Source organism: Neorhizobium sp. IRS_2294, assembly GCF_050500145.1.
Classification (GTDB): Bacteria; Pseudomonadota; Alphaproteobacteria; order Rhizobiales; family Rhizobiaceae; genus Neorhizobium; species Neorhizobium soli.
Genome location: NZ_CP191439.1, coordinates 2,933,449 through 2,948,734 on the forward strand (window position 1 = coordinate 2,933,449; position 15,286 = coordinate 2,948,734).

At 60.4% G+C, this 15,286-nt stretch carries 13 protein-coding genes; 3 read left to right on the forward strand and 10 right to left on the reverse strand.

The window, feature by feature from the left end; all coding sequences use genetic code 11:
- Window positions 1-2: 2 nt before the first annotated feature.
- The 10 genes from ACQY1K_RS14240 to ACQY1K_RS14285 all read right to left on the reverse strand — a co-directional run bounded on the left by ACQY1K_RS14240 (window position 3) and on the right by ACQY1K_RS14285 (window position 10,930).
- A complete protein-coding gene (locus tag ACQY1K_RS14240) occupies window positions 3-1,487 on the reverse strand; it encodes a mannitol dehydrogenase family protein (protein WP_113111923.1) in 1,485 nt (494 codons plus the stop codon).
- A 45-nt stretch (window positions 1,488-1,532) separates the two neighbouring features.
- On the reverse strand, window positions 1,533-2,537 hold the full coding sequence (locus ACQY1K_RS14245; RefSeq protein WP_113111924.1) for an ABC transporter ATP-binding protein: 1,005 nt from the start codon (window positions 2,535-2,537) through the stop codon (window positions 1,533-1,535).
- A gap of 11 nt (window positions 2,538-2,548) precedes the next feature.
- A complete protein-coding gene (locus tag ACQY1K_RS14250; RefSeq protein WP_062461266.1) occupies window positions 2,549-3,373 on the reverse strand; it encodes a carbohydrate ABC transporter permease in 825 nt (274 codons plus the stop codon).
- A gap of 11 nt (window positions 3,374-3,384) precedes the next feature.
- The gene (locus tag ACQY1K_RS14255; protein WP_062461269.1) at window positions 3,385-4,257 is read right to left on the reverse strand and encodes a carbohydrate ABC transporter permease; all 873 of its coding nucleotides are present in this window, start codon (window positions 4,255-4,257) and stop codon (window positions 3,385-3,387) included.
- Between the two features lie 177 nt (window positions 4,258-4,434).
- Window positions 4,435-5,751 carry an ABC transporter substrate-binding protein gene (locus ACQY1K_RS14260; protein WP_092659665.1) on the reverse strand — a complete coding sequence of 439 codons (1,317 nt, stop codon included), beginning with the start codon at window positions 5,749-5,751 and terminating at the stop codon, window positions 4,435-4,437.
- A 153-nt stretch (window positions 5,752-5,904) separates the two neighbouring features.
- The gene (locus ACQY1K_RS14265) at window positions 5,905-6,858 is read right to left on the reverse strand and encodes a sugar-binding transcriptional regulator (RefSeq protein WP_113167285.1); all 954 of its coding nucleotides are present in this window, start codon (window positions 6,856-6,858) and stop codon (window positions 5,905-5,907) included.
- A gap of 77 nt (window positions 6,859-6,935) precedes the next feature.
- On the reverse strand, window positions 6,936-7,511 hold the full coding sequence (locus ACQY1K_RS14270) for a Fic/DOC family protein (RefSeq protein ID WP_430257659.1): 576 nt from the start codon (window positions 7,509-7,511) through the stop codon (window positions 6,936-6,938).
- A gap of 12 nt (window positions 7,512-7,523) precedes the next feature.
- A complete protein-coding gene (locus ACQY1K_RS14275; protein ID WP_430251033.1) occupies window positions 7,524-7,742 on the reverse strand; it encodes a hypothetical protein in 219 nt (72 codons plus the stop codon).
- 100 nt (window positions 7,743-7,842) lie between these two features.
- A complete protein-coding gene (locus ACQY1K_RS14280; RefSeq protein WP_192077696.1) occupies window positions 7,843-9,690 on the reverse strand; it encodes an ABC transporter ATP-binding protein in 1,848 nt (615 codons plus the stop codon).
- A gap of 76 nt (window positions 9,691-9,766) precedes the next feature.
- Window positions 9,767-10,930 carry a M20 aminoacylase family protein gene (locus ACQY1K_RS14285; RefSeq protein ID WP_430251032.1) on the reverse strand — a complete coding sequence of 388 codons (1,164 nt, stop codon included), beginning with the start codon at window positions 10,928-10,930 and terminating at the stop codon, window positions 9,767-9,769.
- A 321-nt stretch (window positions 10,931-11,251) separates the two neighbouring features.
- On the opposite strand from ACQY1K_RS14285, the gene ACQY1K_RS14290 reads away from it, so the two are divergent.
- The 3 genes from ACQY1K_RS14290 (at window position 11,252) to ACQY1K_RS14300 (ending at window position 15,061) form a co-directional block, all read left to right on the forward strand.
- A complete protein-coding gene (locus ACQY1K_RS14290; protein ID WP_092660974.1) occupies window positions 11,252-12,961 on the forward strand; it encodes a peptide ABC transporter substrate-binding protein in 1,710 nt (569 codons plus the stop codon).
- A gap of 170 nt (window positions 12,962-13,131) precedes the next feature.
- Window positions 13,132-14,142, forward strand: a complete 1,011-nt coding sequence (locus ACQY1K_RS14295) for an ABC transporter permease (protein ID WP_430257660.1) — start codon at window positions 13,132-13,134, stop codon at window positions 14,140-14,142.
- Window positions 14,135-15,061, forward strand: a complete 927-nt coding sequence (locus ACQY1K_RS14300; RefSeq protein ID WP_430257661.1) for an ABC transporter permease — start codon at window positions 14,135-14,137, stop codon at window positions 15,059-15,061. Before ACQY1K_RS14295 ends, ACQY1K_RS14300 begins: the two co-directional genes overlap by 8 nt.
- Window positions 15,062-15,286 lie beyond the last annotated feature (225 nt).

Sequence of the window (15,286 nt, forward strand, 5' to 3'; positions counted from 1 at the left end):
CCTCAATCCTTGACGAGCTGGTCGTCGAGATAGAGCTGCAGCGTCTTGGCCGTGCCCTCCGTCCAGAGCGTCTTCAGCGCATGCGCGAACCGCTTGCGGAACAGGTCCGACGTCGAGACTTCGCCGAAGATCTCGTCGAACACGAGAAACGCATCCGGATCGTCCTTGGCCTTGATCGCGGCCGCCTGCAGTTTCTCGGCACTCGTATCGTTGAACACGATCTGGCGACCGCTATCCGACGTGCCCGCAAAATAACGGCACCACAGCGCCGACACAAGCGAAAGGCCGACGATGTCGAGACCCTGGTCCAGCCGGTCGCGGGTCGATGGCAGGATGAACTTCGGCTGGCGGTTGGAACCGTCCTGCGCCAGGCGCGGAATGGTGTCGCCAATCTTCGGGTTGAGGAAGCGGTGCTCGATCAGGTCGAAATAGTCGTCGAGGCTCGTATCTGGAACCGGCGGCACGATCGGGATGATCTCTTCCTTCTCGAGCTTTGCAAGGAAGGCCCGGATCAGCGGATGCTCCATTGCCTCGTGCACGAAATGGATGTCCAGCAACTCGCCGGGATAAGCGATCGTCGCATGGCCGCCGTTGAGGATGCGCAGCTTCATCAGCTCGTAGGGCGCGACGTCGGGCACGAACTGAACGCCGACTTCTTCAAGCGCCGGACGGCCGAGCGGGAAATGATCTTCCATCACCCACTGCTTGAACTCTTCGCAGAATACCGGCCAGTTATCGTCGATATTGTAGTCATTCTTGAGGATATCGACTTCGCGCGGACCGGTGGCCGGCGTGATGCGGTCGACCATCGAATTCGGGAAGGCGACATTGTCGTGGATCCAGGTCGCAAAATCCGGATCCGACAGCTTGGCGAGACCAACGACGGTGTTTTCCGTCACGTGGCCGTTGCCCGGAATGTTGTCGCAGGACATGATCGTGAACGGCGCAAGGCCGCGCGAACGGCGAAGCTTGAGGCCGGCAAGGATCAGCCCGAACACCGACTTCGGCGCATCCGGGTTGCTGCCGTCTTCGACCATAGCCGGATGGGCCGGGTTGAAATGGCCGGACGCGTCGATGAAATAGCCGCCCTCGGTGATCGTCATGGAGACGATGCGGATGGTCGGATCGGCCAGCTTCTCGATCAGCGCCTGCTTGTCGTCAGGCGCAATGATGTCGATCATCGGCGCGGTCACACGGGCACCGGTCTTGTTGTTGTCCTGCTCCACGACGGTGGTGAGGAAATCCTGCGCCTTCAGCTTGTCGCGCATGGCCGCATCGGACGGCATCACGCCGGCACCGATGATGGCCCAGTCATGGCCCTTGCCGATGTTGAACAGGTCGTCCAGGTAGATCGCCTGGTGGGCGCGGTGGAAGTTGCCGACGCCGAAATGCACGATGCCGGGGGAGAGCGTCTTCGGATCGTAGGCGGGCACGCCAGCGGTCGCTGCGGCATCCTTGAGAGTTGCCAACGAAAGCTTCACAGTCATTTTCTCATACTCCGATTGGCCTGCTGTTCAGGCCTTTGGGATCATTCAGGCCCGGATCGCAAGACCCTTGTCGTCGAAGCGATGCAGTTTGGTTTCATCCGGCGTCAGGTAGACCGTGTCGCCGTAGCTCGCGCCGAACTCGCCGCCGGCACGCGCCGTGATCGGGCCGATACCATCAACGTCGAGATGCAGGAACGTGTCGGCGCCCAGATGTTCGGCAACCGAAACCCGGCCGGTCCACAGACCGCTGTCCTTGGAAAGCCCGATATGTTCGGGACGAACGCCCACGGTCTTGCCGTTCTTTGCCTTGGCGTAATCGCCTTCGAGCAGGTTCATCTTCGGCGAACCGATAAAGCCTGCGACAAACAGATTGCGCGGCGACTTGTAGAGCTCGAGCGGCGAACCGACCTGCTCGATATTGCCGCGGTTGAGCACCACGATCTTGTCGGCCATGGTCATGGCTTCGATCTGGTCGTGCGTAACGTAGACCATCGTGGTCTTCAGCTGGTTGTGCAGGTCGCTGATCTCCAGACGCATCGTGCCGCGCAGCGCCGCATCGAGGTTGGAGAGCGGCTCGTCGAACAGGAAGGCCGAAGGTTCGCGCACGATCGCACGGCCGATCGCCACGCGCTGGCGCTGGCCGCCCGACAGCTGACCGGGGCGACGCTCGAGATAATCGGTGAGGTTGAGGATGTGCGCCGCATCGGCGACCTTCTTGTCGATCGCCGACTGTTCCATCTTCGCCATCTTCAGCGGGAAGGCGATGTTCTTGCGCACGCTCATATGCGGATAGAGCGCGTAGGACTGGAACACCATCGCAAGCCCGCGCTCGGCCGGAGCCGCGTCCGTCACGTCGCGACCATCGATCTTGATCTGGCCGCCGGTCACGTCTTCAAGCCCCGCAATGAGACGCAGAAGCGTGGACTTGCCGCAACCCGAAGGTCCGACGAACACGACGAACTCGCCGTCGTTGATTTCGAGATCGATCGACGGGATGACCTTGGCTTCGCCGAACGTCTTCGAGACTTTGGAAAGAGTAATGCTGCCCATAAGAGTGATCCTTACTTAACCGCGCCAAACGTGAGGCCGCGAACGAGTTGCTTCTGGCTGAACCAGCCGAGGATGAGGATCGGCGCGATGGCCATGGTCGAGGCCGCCGAAAGCTTTGCCCAGAACAGACCCTGCGGCGAGGAGAAGGAGGCGATAAAGGCCGTGAGCGGAGCCGCGTTTGTCGTGGTCAGCTGGATCGTCCAGAACGCTTCGTTCCAGGCAAGGATGATGTTGAGGAGCAGCGTCGAGGCGATGCCGGGAACCGCCATCGGCGTCAGCACGTAGACGATTTCCTTCCACAGGTTGGCGCCGTCCATCCGTGCCGCTTCCAGGATTTCGCCCGGAATTTCGCGGAAGTATGTGTAGAGCATCCACACCACGATCGGCAGGTTGATCAGCGTCAGCATGATGGTGAGGCCGATGCGGCTGTCGAGCAGGCCGAAGTTGCGGAACAGGATGAAGATTGGCAGCAGCACCGCCACGGCCGGCATCATCTTGGTCGACAGCATCCACATCAGGATGTCCTTGGTACGCTTGCCGGGCGCGAACGCCATCGCCCAGGCCCCGGGGATCGCGATGATCAGCGCGAGGATGGTGGAGCCGACCGACAGGATCACCGAGTTCATGAACGGCTTGAAATAGTCGCGCTGCGTCTGCACCGTGATGTAGTTCTCAAGCGTGCCCGATGGGATCAGGCTGAAGCCGGCGATCGCTTCCTGCTCCGTCTTCAGGCTGGTGATCAGCGCGTAGAGGATCGGGAAGAAGATCAGGAGTGCGACGACCCAGGCCAGGATTGTCCAGCCGATCTTCGCTCCGGTTGTTACTTTGCGAGCCATGATCGTTCCTCCTACTTGTCCAGGTTCTTGCCGACGGCGCGCATCAGGAAGAAGGCGACGATATTGGCAAGGACGACGGCGATGATACCACCCGCTGCACCCCCGCCGACGTCATAGCCGAGACGTGCGGTGCGGTAGATGAGGAAGGTGAGGTTGGTGGACGCATAGCCCGGGCCGCCATTGGTGGTGACCAGGATTTCAGCGTAGATGCCGAGCAGGAAGATCGTCTGGATCAGGATGACGACCGTGATCGCGCGCGAAAGATGCGGCAGCGTCAGGTAGATGAAGCGGTTGAAGAAGTTGGCGCCATCCATTTCGGCGGCTTCGCGCTGCTCGCTGTCGAGCGACTGAAGCGCCGTCAAAAGGATGAGCGTCGCAAACGGCAACCATTGCCAGGCAACGATGATGATGACCGCAAACAGCGGATACTGGGCAAACCAGTCGATCGGCTGAACCCCGAAGAACCGGGCAAGATCCGCCAACACGCCGTAGCCCGGATGCATGATCATGTTCTTCCAGATCAGCGCGGCCACCGGCGGCATCACGAAGAACGGCGAGATCACCAGGATGCGCACGATACCCTGGCCGAAGATCGGCTGGTCGAGCAGAAGCGCGATCGCGACACCGCCGATGACGGTAATGCCGAGCACGCCGAGCACCAGCAGCATCGTGTTCCAGATCGACTGGAAGAAGGCCGGATCGGTGTAGAAATACTGATAATTGAAGAAGCCTGCGAAGCTCACGTTCTGCGGCGTCAGCAGGTTGTAGTTCTGGAACGAGTAGTACAGCGTCATTGCGAGCGGTACGGCCATCCAGACCAAAAGAACGATGACGGAGGGCGCCATCATCAGGCGTGCCAACGTCTTGGTATTTTGCGTTGCCATCTTTGAGGCCCCTCCCCGGAGGTAAGCGCGCCGCACGCGGCCAGAGGAGGACGCGAAGGCATGATCTTGTTTTTATAGGGTAGCGTGCTGGAACAGCGAGATGCAGTTCAGCATCCAATCGTCATCCTGTGATCTGCTGCCCGGCACGGATGCCGGACAGCAGTGTCTTGACTAAGCTTACTTGATGTAACCGGCGCGGGTCATGTCGCGGGTTGCCGTTGCCTGAGCGGCGGCAAGAGCGTCATCGACCGTGGACTGGCCGGCGATGACAGCCGAGAACAACTGACCGACAGTGGTGCCGAGAGCCTGGAATTCAGGGATCGCGACGAACTGGCCACCGGTATAAGGAACCGGCTTGACCGTTGGCTTGGTGATGTCGGCAGCGTCCATGGCAGCAAGCGTCGGAGCTGCGAAGGCAGCGGCCTTCTGATAGTCCGCGTTCTTGTAGAGCGAGGTGCGCGTGCCCGGAGGAACGTTGGCCCAGCCTTCCTTGGCAGCAACAAGCGTCGTGTATTCCTTGCTGGTTGCCCAGGAGATGAACTTCTGAGCCGATTCAGCCTTCTTGGACGATGCCGGAACGGCAAGGTTCCAGGACCACAGCCAGTTGCCGTGGTTGGCAACGCCTTCCTTGCTTGGGAAGAGCGCATAACCGACCTTGTCGGCAACCTTGGAGTCCTTCGGGTTCGATACGAACGATGCAGCGACGGTCGCGTCGATCCACATGCCGCACTTGCCCTGCTGGAACAGCGTCAGGTTTTCGTTGAAGCCGTTGGAAGAAGCGCCCGACGGGCCGGAATTCTTCATCATGTCGGCGTAGAAGGTAAGTGCTGCCTTCCATTCCGGCTGATCGAACTGCGGCTTCCAGTTTTCGTCGAACCAGCGTCCGCCGAACGAGTTGGTCAGCGCCGAAACGAAGGCCATGTTCTCGCCCCAGCCGGCCTTGCCACGAAGGCACATGCCGCTGATGTCGGCCTTGCGGTCGGTCATCTTCTTGGCAGCGTCAGCGATGAATTCCCAGGTCGGGGTTTCCGGCATTTTCAGGCCGGCTTTTTCGAACAGGTCCTTGCGGTACATGATCATGGCGGATTCGCCGTAGAACGGTGCCGCATAGAGCTTGTTTTCAACCGAAAGACCACCGCGGATCGCCGGCAGCAGGTCGTCCATGTCGTACTTGTCGCCGAGACCTTCGAGCGGCAGAAGCCACTTCTGCTTGGCCCAGATCGGAACTTCGTAGTTGCCGATCGTGACGATATCGTACTGGCCGCCACCGGCCGCGATATCCGTCGTCACGCGTTCGCGCAGGACGTTTTCTTCGAGCGTGACCCACTCGACCTGGATGTCCGGGTTCGCCTTGGTGAACTCGGACGTCAGGCCCTGCATGCGGACCATGTCGCCGTTGTTGACTGTCGCAATGGTGAGGGTTTCGGCAGATGCAGTCGTGGCCACAAAGGCCAGAGCTGAGCAGGCGCCCAGCAGAATAGTTTTCATAGTCATATCTTCCTCCCGAGAAGATGGAATGCGAGCATTCGCTTTGCTCATGGGCAATTACCCACATAAAGCTAGCGCAAGTCAATGGGAATTCATCGCTGCGATGCAACCGAAAGCGACAATTCACTGAAATTTCAGGCAGAATTCTATCTGCCGCGCTTAGGCAGTAAGCAGATACCGCGCTGCGGCCTCGTCGGTGATGATGCCGTTGAGCAGTCCGCCTTTCAGGGCTGCGCGCATGGCGACCCACTTCTTCTTGCCTTGGGCAATGCCAATGACACAGCAGGTCTCGCGCGACGGGATCGGCACGGAGGCCACCCGGCCGTTGACGGCATTGTCGAGCAACTCACCCTGCTGATCGTAGATCCAGCCGCAAATTTCGCCCGCGGCACCGCGATCGACCAGCGACACCATTTCGTCGCGCTCCAGAAATCCGTCGACGCAGAGCGGCGCATCGACGCCGAGTTCGCCGATCCCGACAAAGGTGACGTCGGCTTGTGCCCCGAGCGCAAGTGTCGAGCGCACGAGCGCCTGGTCATGCAGCGTGTCGCGCTCCTCGATGGAGGCACAAAGGACCGGCAGCGGCATCGGAAAGTGCCGCGCCTTGATGGCATCGGCCATCGAGAAGATGACGTTGTAATAGGCGGCCGACCCGTCCGGCCCGATATTGCCGGTCAGCGACACGATACGGTGCTGCGGGCATTCCATCGGCGGCAGCTGATCGACAGCGGCTTTCAGCGTCCGACCTGTCCCAACCGCAATGATGATCGGATCCGGCCGTTTCAGCCAGCGCTCGATCTCGCCCGCGCCCGCTTCGGCGATACCGACCGTGGATGAACTGCCCCCCGGATCGCTCGGCACGATTTCCGCATGCTTGAGATCGTATTTCTTGCGCAGCCCTTCAGCGAGTTCGAGACAAGCGGAGATCGGATGATCGAGCCGGACCTTGATCAACCGCTCGGCAACCGCAAGCGACACGAGCCGCTGGGCCGACTGGCGGGAAATGCCCATGGCATTGGCGATCTCGTCCTGGGTCCTCCCCGCGACGTAATAGAGCCAGCCCGCGCGCGCAGCATCGTCGAGCCGGCCTTGGGTGTCACTCCGCTTAGCCATGGCAGTAAATCTCCTCTGGTCGATTTGCTGACATGTTTTTTGAGGGGCTGTCAAATGGCGATGGGGAAACCATGCCCTTAGGGAGAGCTTTTGCCCAAAGCCTCGGAGAGGACGGTCTCCATCATTTGATAATTGCTAATCTGCGCCTGTTTCGAAGCCTCGATCCAACCTGCGGGATCGATTTTCGTCAGATCGAGCCAATGTCCGGCCTGTCCGCAAAGCTGTTTCAGATAATGTGCCTGCGTGCGCCCATTGCCCTCGCGGAACGGATGGACATAGTTCACATCACCAATGATCGGCGCGACTTTTGCGGCAAATTCCGATCTCTGGAGACCACGCAGATACCTGCCCGCCTTGATGCGTCGATGCACATCGGCCATGCCGGTCTCGATATACTGCAGGAACTGGAACTGGCTCGACCCTTTGGAAATCTCCACCGTCCGGATCTCGCCCGCCCAGTCGTACATATCCTGAAAGAGATGACGGTGGATGGCCCGTAGATGCTTCAGGTCGAAATCACCCACGGGAATGTTTTGGCGGCTGCGGATGGTGGAAAATCGACGTTCTGCAAAGTCCAGCTCGGCTGCATCACGAATATCGAACTTGTTTCGTAGCAGCCTGGTCCCCGGATAGACGTAAGGATCGTCACTCATCGGGGGTGCGGATCATCGGCTGGACGCCGCTGGCGCCTGTTCTTGAGCGTCCAAGTCTGCTCGCCGCCTCAAGTCTCGGCGCACATAATCGAGCTGCTGTTCGACGGAAAACCCCTCCCGATCGAACATCTCGAACATGGCTATATCGTCAGCGTCGAGAGGGTTGCCCTCGATCGTCTGCAGATGCGCTGCTTCCAGTGTGCGCTGGCGGATATCATCCCTGTCGCTCATGCAGCCATCATACTTCAGATCGCGAAATCCGACAAATGATAGATGCGAATGCGGCGCCCCGGTTGGCGCCGCATTCGCGTTCGTTCCGGGCCGTCCGCCGTCAGGCCACCTGCACGACGTGGCCTGCGCCGACTTCGCGATATTCCCGCACCGGCGGCACGAAATCGACAGACCGGATCGGGCTCTTGATCTCTTCGGTAGAAAGGTTGCGCTTGATCCTGCGCCGCGAGGGATCCGGCACCGGCACTGCCGACATCAGCTTCTTCGTGTAGGGATGCTGCGGATTTTCAAACACCGCCGCCCGCGGGCCGATCTCGACGATTTCGCCCAGATACATCACCGCCACCCGGTGGCTTACCCGTTCCACCACGGCCATGTCGTGGGAGATGAACAGGAAGGCGAGGTTCAGAGACTGCTGCAGGTCGAGCAGCAGGTTGCAGACCTGCGCCTTGATCGACACGTCGAGCGCCGACACCGCTTCGTCGGCAACGATCACCTTCGGATCGAGCATCAAAGCCCTGGCGATCGCGATGCGCTGCCGCTGGCCGCCGGAAAACTCGTGCGGGAAGCGCCGCATCATGTCGGCCGAAAGTCCAACCTTTTCGAGAAGGTTCGCCGCCTTTTCGCGCGCCTGCGCCTTGGTGCCGAGCTTGTGCTCGATAAACGGTTCGGCGACGGCAGACCCCACGCTCATGCGCGGGTTCAAGGAAGCGAACGGATCCTGGAACACCATCTGGATCGACCGGCGCATGGTTCGAAGCGCATGCTGATCGAGGCTCATCACGTCGTAGCCGTCCACCTGCACGGTGCCGCTGGTCGGCGTGATCAGCCGCGTCACGGACCGTCCGGTGGTCGACTTGCCGCAACCGGATTCACCCACCAGCGCAAGCGTTTCGCCGGCATAGAGATCGAACGAGACCTTTTCCACCGCATGCACGGCCCCGGACTTCCGCCCGAGAAGGCCGGAATGGATGTCGAACCGCGTCGTCAGATCCTTCACGTCGAGGATCGGCGTCTTGCCCTTGGCGACCGTGTCGAACACTTCGCCGAGAACCTGCTGTTCGCCCGTATTGACGTCGATCAGCGGAAACCGCATCGGCAGCTTGCTCTGACCCATCGAACCGAGCCTCGGCACCGCCGACAGAAGTGCGCGCGTATAGGCATGCTGGCCGCGATGGAAGATGTCGCCGGTCTGCCCGGTTTCCACCGCATCGCCGCGGAACATCACGATCGTCCGGTCGGCCACTTCCGCCACCACGCCCATGTCATGGGTGATGAACAGGACCGACATGCCCTCTTCTTCCTGCAGCATCTTGATGAGATCGAGGATCTGCCCCTGGATCGTCACGTCCAGCGCCGTCGTCGGCTCGTCGGCAATCAGAAGCTTCGGCTTGGCCGCAAGCGCCATGGCGATCATTACGCGCTGGCGCATGCCGCCGGAAAACTGGTGCGGATATTCGTCGAACCGGCTCTTGGCATTGGGGATGCGGACTTTTTCGAGAAGCCGTATCACCTCCGCCTTTGCCTCGGCCTTGGAGATGTTGGTGTGAACCGTCAGCGCCTCGGCGATCTGCTTTCCGATCGGGAAGATCGGATTGAGCGAGGTCATTGGCTCCTGGAAGATCATCGAGATGTCGTTGCCGCGCACGCGCCGCATCTCCTCCTCCGGCAGGGCCAGAAGCTCCTTGCCCTGAAGAAAGACCTGCCCCTCGATCCGGCTCGAATTCTTCTGCAACAGCCGCATGATCGACAGCGACGTCACCGATTTGCCGGAGCCGCTTTCGCCCACGATCGCAACCGTCTCGCGCGGTGCCACATCGAACGAGATGTTGCGCACAACCGTCTTCCATTCGTCGTTCACCTTGAACGACGTCGTCAGGTTCTTCACAGACAGGACCGGAGTGACCGATCCGCCAGACTGTTCCATCGCAGGTCCGGAAAGCAGCATGCATGTTTCCTTGATTTGGGCGGCCCCGTCGCGACTGGTGGCGGCATCGCGAGGGGCCGGTCGGAAGAGGATACGATCAGGCGGCGAGCGCCGTTTCGGCAAGCGAAACCCAGTAGCTCACGCCATAGGGAATGGCCTCGTCGTTAAAGTCGTAGGCCGCATTGTGAAGATTGGCGGTATCGCCATTGCCGAGGAAGATGAAGGCACCCGGCCGCTGCTCCAGCATGTAGGAAAAGTCTTCAGCCCCCATATGCGGTGCCGCATTGGCGTCGACCTTGCCCTGACCCGCCACTTTCGAGGCGATGCCTACAGCAAAATCGGTTTCGTTGTCGTGGTTGAAGGTGACCGGATAGCCGCGATTATAGACGACCTCGGCCGTTGCGCCGTGTGCAATCGCGGTCGCCTCGGCCACTTCCTTCAGGCGTTTTTGGGCAAAGTCGCGCGTTTCCGGCAGCAGCGTGCGCACGGTGCCGGCCAGCGTCACGAAGGCCGGGATGACGTTGCTCGCCTGGCCGCCATGGATGGAAGCGACGGTGACGACGAGGGATTTGAGCGGATCCGTCTCGCGCGAAACGACCGACTGTAGCGCGATCACCACGTGCGACGCGGTCAGTACCGGGTCGATCGAAAGATGCGGCTGGGCGGCATGGCTGCCACGGCCGGAAATGGTGATCTCGAACGTATCGGCCGCCGCCATGATGCCGCCCTTGCGGATCGAGAAACTGCCGACCGGGAGCGCCGGTGCATTGTGCATGCCGTAGACTTCCTTGATGGAAAACTTGTCCATCATGCCGTCCTCGATCATGGCAAGCGCGCCCGCGCCGCCTTCTTCGGCCGGCTGGAAAATCACAGCGACGGAACCCTTGAAATTGCGGGTCTCGGCGAGATACTGGGCCGCACCCAGAAGCATTGCGGTATGTCCGTCATGGCCGCAGGAATGCGCCTTGCCCGGCGTTTTCGAAGCCCACGGCACGCCCGATGTCTCAAGGATCGGCAGCGCATCCATGTCGGCGCGGAAGCCGATAACCGGGCCATCGCCCTGGCTGCCCTTGATGATGCCGACGACGCCCGTCTTGCCGATGCCGCTCTCAACCACGTCGCAACCAAAGGCTTTCAGCTTCTCGGCAACAAAGGCGGATGTGTAGTGAACGTCGTAGAGAAGCTCCGGATTCTCGTGCAGATGGCGTCTCCATTCTGCAACCTGATCCTGCATTTCGGCGACGCGATTGATGACAGGCATTTGGGCAATCCTCTAGATTTATTGGTATTTCCAGTCTCGAAGGCTGCGATATTGCGACGGCTTCGTTGGAATTTGCAAGCGTCAATTTTCGCCCTTGAACACAAAATAGGCCTATGCTTAGATGGCTCAAATTTTGATCACCTCAGCATATTGCGGGTATCAAATGTAATATACGACCTACTTTTCAGGAGGATGCGGGAATTCTAATCTGCGACGCGCCAGGGAAGACAGGGCGCCATGCAGCTCGACGGCATCGACACCGGCAAACGGGCGATCCGGGCACTAAAATCGAGACAAATCAACATCAAGGGGAATAGCAGCATGAAGAAGTTGAAGCACCTATTGGTCGGCACGGTGGCCGTGCTCGCCCTGGGTGGCACCGCAGCCCACGCCGAGCGCGGCACTGACGGAGACCTGAAGGCCCTGTTCTGGCAGGCGGTTTCCACGCTGAATCCGTATCTTTCCGCCGGAACGAAGGAAGTCTATGCGTCCTCGATCGTGATTGAGCCCCTTGCCCGCTACGACGAGAAGGGTGAACTGGTTCCGTGGCTGGTGACCGAGATCCCGACCGTCGAAAACGGCGGCGTGGCAAAAGACCTTCTCAGCATGACCTGGAAGATCAAGCCGGGCGTCAAATGGTCCGACGGCACGGCGTTTACCGCTGAAGACGTGATCTTCACCTGGAAATACTGCACGGCGCCGGATGGCGGCTGCGCCCAGGCGGCTCAGTACGAAGGCGTCAAGAACGTCGAGGCGATCGACCCGAACACCGTCAAGATCACCTTTACCGAGCCCAAGCCCTACCCCTATTCGGCTTTTGTGGGCGCCCAGTCGCCGGTCATCCAGGCCAAGCAGTTCAAGGATTGCGTCGGCGCCAAGGCTCCCGGCTGCACGGCCGCCAACTTCGGTCCGATCGGCACCGGCGCCTTCATGGTCGCCGATTTCAAGCCGAACGACGTCATCACCTTCAAGGCCAACCCGAACTACCGCGATCCGGCAAAGCCAGCCTTCGCCTCGATCACGCTGAAGGGCGGTGGCGACGCTGCGTCTGCTGCCCGCGCCGTGCTTGAAACCGGCGAATACGATTACGCCTGGAATGCCCAGGTCGAGCCTGAAGTGCTGCAGACCATGCTCGCTGCCGGCAAGGGCCGTCTTGAAATTTCGTTCGGCACCCAGGTCGAGCGTATCAACCTCAACCACTTCAATGCAGATCCTTCGCTGGGCGCCAAGCGCTCCACCAAGGAAGCCGGCCCGCATCCGTCGCTCAAGGATCCGGCCGTTCGCCGTGCACTGTCGCTTGCCATCGACCGCGACATCATCGTCGAGGCCGGCTACGGCCAGTCCGGCAGGGCCACCTGCAACATCCTGCCCGCTCCGGAAGTCGTTGCTTCCACCAAGAACGACAGCTGGTGCCTGAAGCAGGATATCGAGGGCGCCAACAAGCTGCTCGAAGATGCCGGCTGGAAGAAGGGTTCCGATGGCATCCGCGCCAAGGATGGCGTACGCCTTTCCTACCTTTACTCCACCTCGACCAACTCGGTTCGCCAGGCGACCCAGGAACTGGTCAAGGCGATGTGGGCGGAAATCGGCGTTGATGCGGAACTCCGCAACGCGTCTGCCTCCGTCTTCTTCGGTGGCGACCCGGCAAGCCCGGACACGTTCCAGAAGTTCTATGCCGACGTTGAAATGTACACCAACAACTTCGATGGCACCGATCCTGAAAAGTACATGGCGGAATGGCTGTGCGACAAGATCCCCGGTCCGGCAAACGGCTGGCAGGGGCAGAACATCCCGCGCTACTGCAACCCTGACTACGACAAGCTGGTCAGCGAACTGTCCAGAACCGCAGATCTCGATAAGCGCGCAGCAATCGCCAAGCAGCTCAACGACATGCTGACCGAGGAAGGCGCACATATCGCGCTCGTCCACCGCGGTGACCAGTCGTCCTTCGCGCTCACGCTCGACGGCATCAAGATGAACTCTTGGGACAGCCAGGTGTGGAACATCGCAGACTGGTCGCGCAAGAAGTAAGGAGACAGCCGGCAGCCCTCAGCGGTTGCCGGCGCTCTGTCTCACGCTTCGTATGGCATGATCTTCCCGGGGCTCATCGGCCCGGGAAAATCTGATGCGGCACATCAGGACTTCGCGCCCTATCACCGCATTATGCGGCATGATCCGGCGTCGTCTGGAGTAATTCGTACATGTTCACATACACGTTGCGACGATTGTTCTTCGCAATACCGACGCTGCTGGTCATCAGCTTCGTCATTTTCGCGTTGCTCGATCTGGCACCAAACGATCCGACCGGCGACCTGCCGCTGACGATCCCGCCGGAAGTCCGCGAACAGATTCGCGCCTCACTCGGCATGAATGAGCCCTTCTTCCTGCGCTATCTCTACTGGCTGCAGCAGTTCTTCATCAACGAGCCGCTGAATATTCTCGAACGCCTCACAGGCTGGCAGTTCGGCGATGGTCAGCGCATGCGTGTCCTCTCCTGGGCTACCCGCAGCCCTGTCGTTGATCTCATCGTCCAGCGCCTGCCGCAGACGCTGTGGGTCGTCGGCCTCGCCTATCTGTTCGGCATTCTGATCGCCGTTCCGATCGGCGTCATCTCCGCCTACAAGCAGTATTCGATCTTCGACCAGGTCGGCACCTTCGTCTCGATGGTCGGCTATTCGGTGCCGACCTTCTTCACCGGCGTGCTCCTGATCGTCATCTTCTCGTCCTACCTGCAGTGGTTCCCGTCGGTCTACGACACCAATCTGCAGGTCACGAGCTTTGCCACCTTCGTCGCGCAGGCAAAGCAGATGGCAATGCCGGTCGCGGTTCTGGCGCTCTACAATGCGTCCCAGATCACCCGCTTCGTGCGCGCCTCCATGCTCGACAACCTGCATCAGGACTATGTCCGCACCGCCCGGGCCAAGGGCGTCAAGGAAAACGTCGTGCTGCTCGTCCACGTGCTGCGCAACAGCCTGATCCCGGTCGTGACGGTGATTGCGCTCGGCGTACCCACCATCTTCTCCGGCGCCATCATCACCGAGCAGATCTTCCGCGTGAATGGGCTGGGCCAATTGCTGATCGTCGCCGTCCAGGGCGCCGATATTCCTCTCGTTCAGACACTGACCTTCATCTTCGCGGTGCTGATCGTACTCTTCAACCTGATCGCCGACGTTCTCTACGGCATTCTTGACCCGAGGATCCGGTATGACTGACGCGACAATCGCAAACCCCGCACCCGCCAGGGCGTCGTCCCCGACACGCTCCGCAATGGCTGACATGTGGCGGCAGTTCCGGGCGCATAAGGGCGGCGTTGCCGGCCTCATCGTCTTCACCTTCATCGTTCTGGCTGTCTATGTCGGCCCCTATATCCACAGGGTCGCGCCCAACCAGCTGAACATCCGCGAGAAGAACCAGTGGCCGTCGCTGGCGCATCCGTTCGGAACCGATAATCTCGGCAAGGACATGCTGGCCCAGGTTCTGGCCGGCGGCCGCATCTCGCTTGCGGTCGGCATCACCGCCATGCTGCTCGCGCTCTTCCTTGGCACGCTGGTGGGGGTCCTCTCGGGCTACTTCCGCAGGCTGGATGGGCCGTTGATGCGGTTGACGGACCTGTTCCTGGCCCTGCCGCTTCTGCCGCTTCTGCTCGTGATCCTGCTTCTGTTCCGCGATACGCTGCGCGCAGCCCTCGGACCGGAGACCGGCATCTTCATCCTGATCGTGGTCGTCATCGGCGTCACGAGCTGGATGCACACGGCACGTATCGTGCGTGGCGATGTGCTTGCGGTCAAAAGCCAGGAATTCATCCTGGCGGCGAAATCGAGCGGCATGCGGGAATACCGGATCGTGCTTCGGCATATTCTGCCCAACGTCCTGTCCTCGATCATGGTGTCTGCGACGCTCGGCATTGCCTCGGCCATCATCACGGAATCGTCGCTGTCCTTCCTCGGCCTCGGCTTCCCGTCGGATTTCCCGACCTGGGGACGATTGCTGTTTGACGGCGCCAACTTCCTGCAGCTGACGCCATCACGCGTGCTATGGCCAGGCCTTGCGATTTCTGCAACGGTTCTGAGCGTCAACTACATGGGCGATGCAATCCGCGATGCGCTCGATCCAAGAACCCTGAAGCGCTGATTTCAACGCTCCAGATACGACCCGGAACGGCGGCGAAAGCCGCCGTTTCCCGTTGCGTCGTCCGCTCTCATTTTTTCTTCGATTTTTTGAAAATCTGCCGGAACCTAATTCCCGGACGCCCGTTCTACTGATGTCTGAAGGCGACCCCCCGTCCCCCGCCCTACAAAGAGCCTTCGGACATACTCTTCAATCCCCCTCGAAGAGAAGAACTGGCTCGGCTCCCTA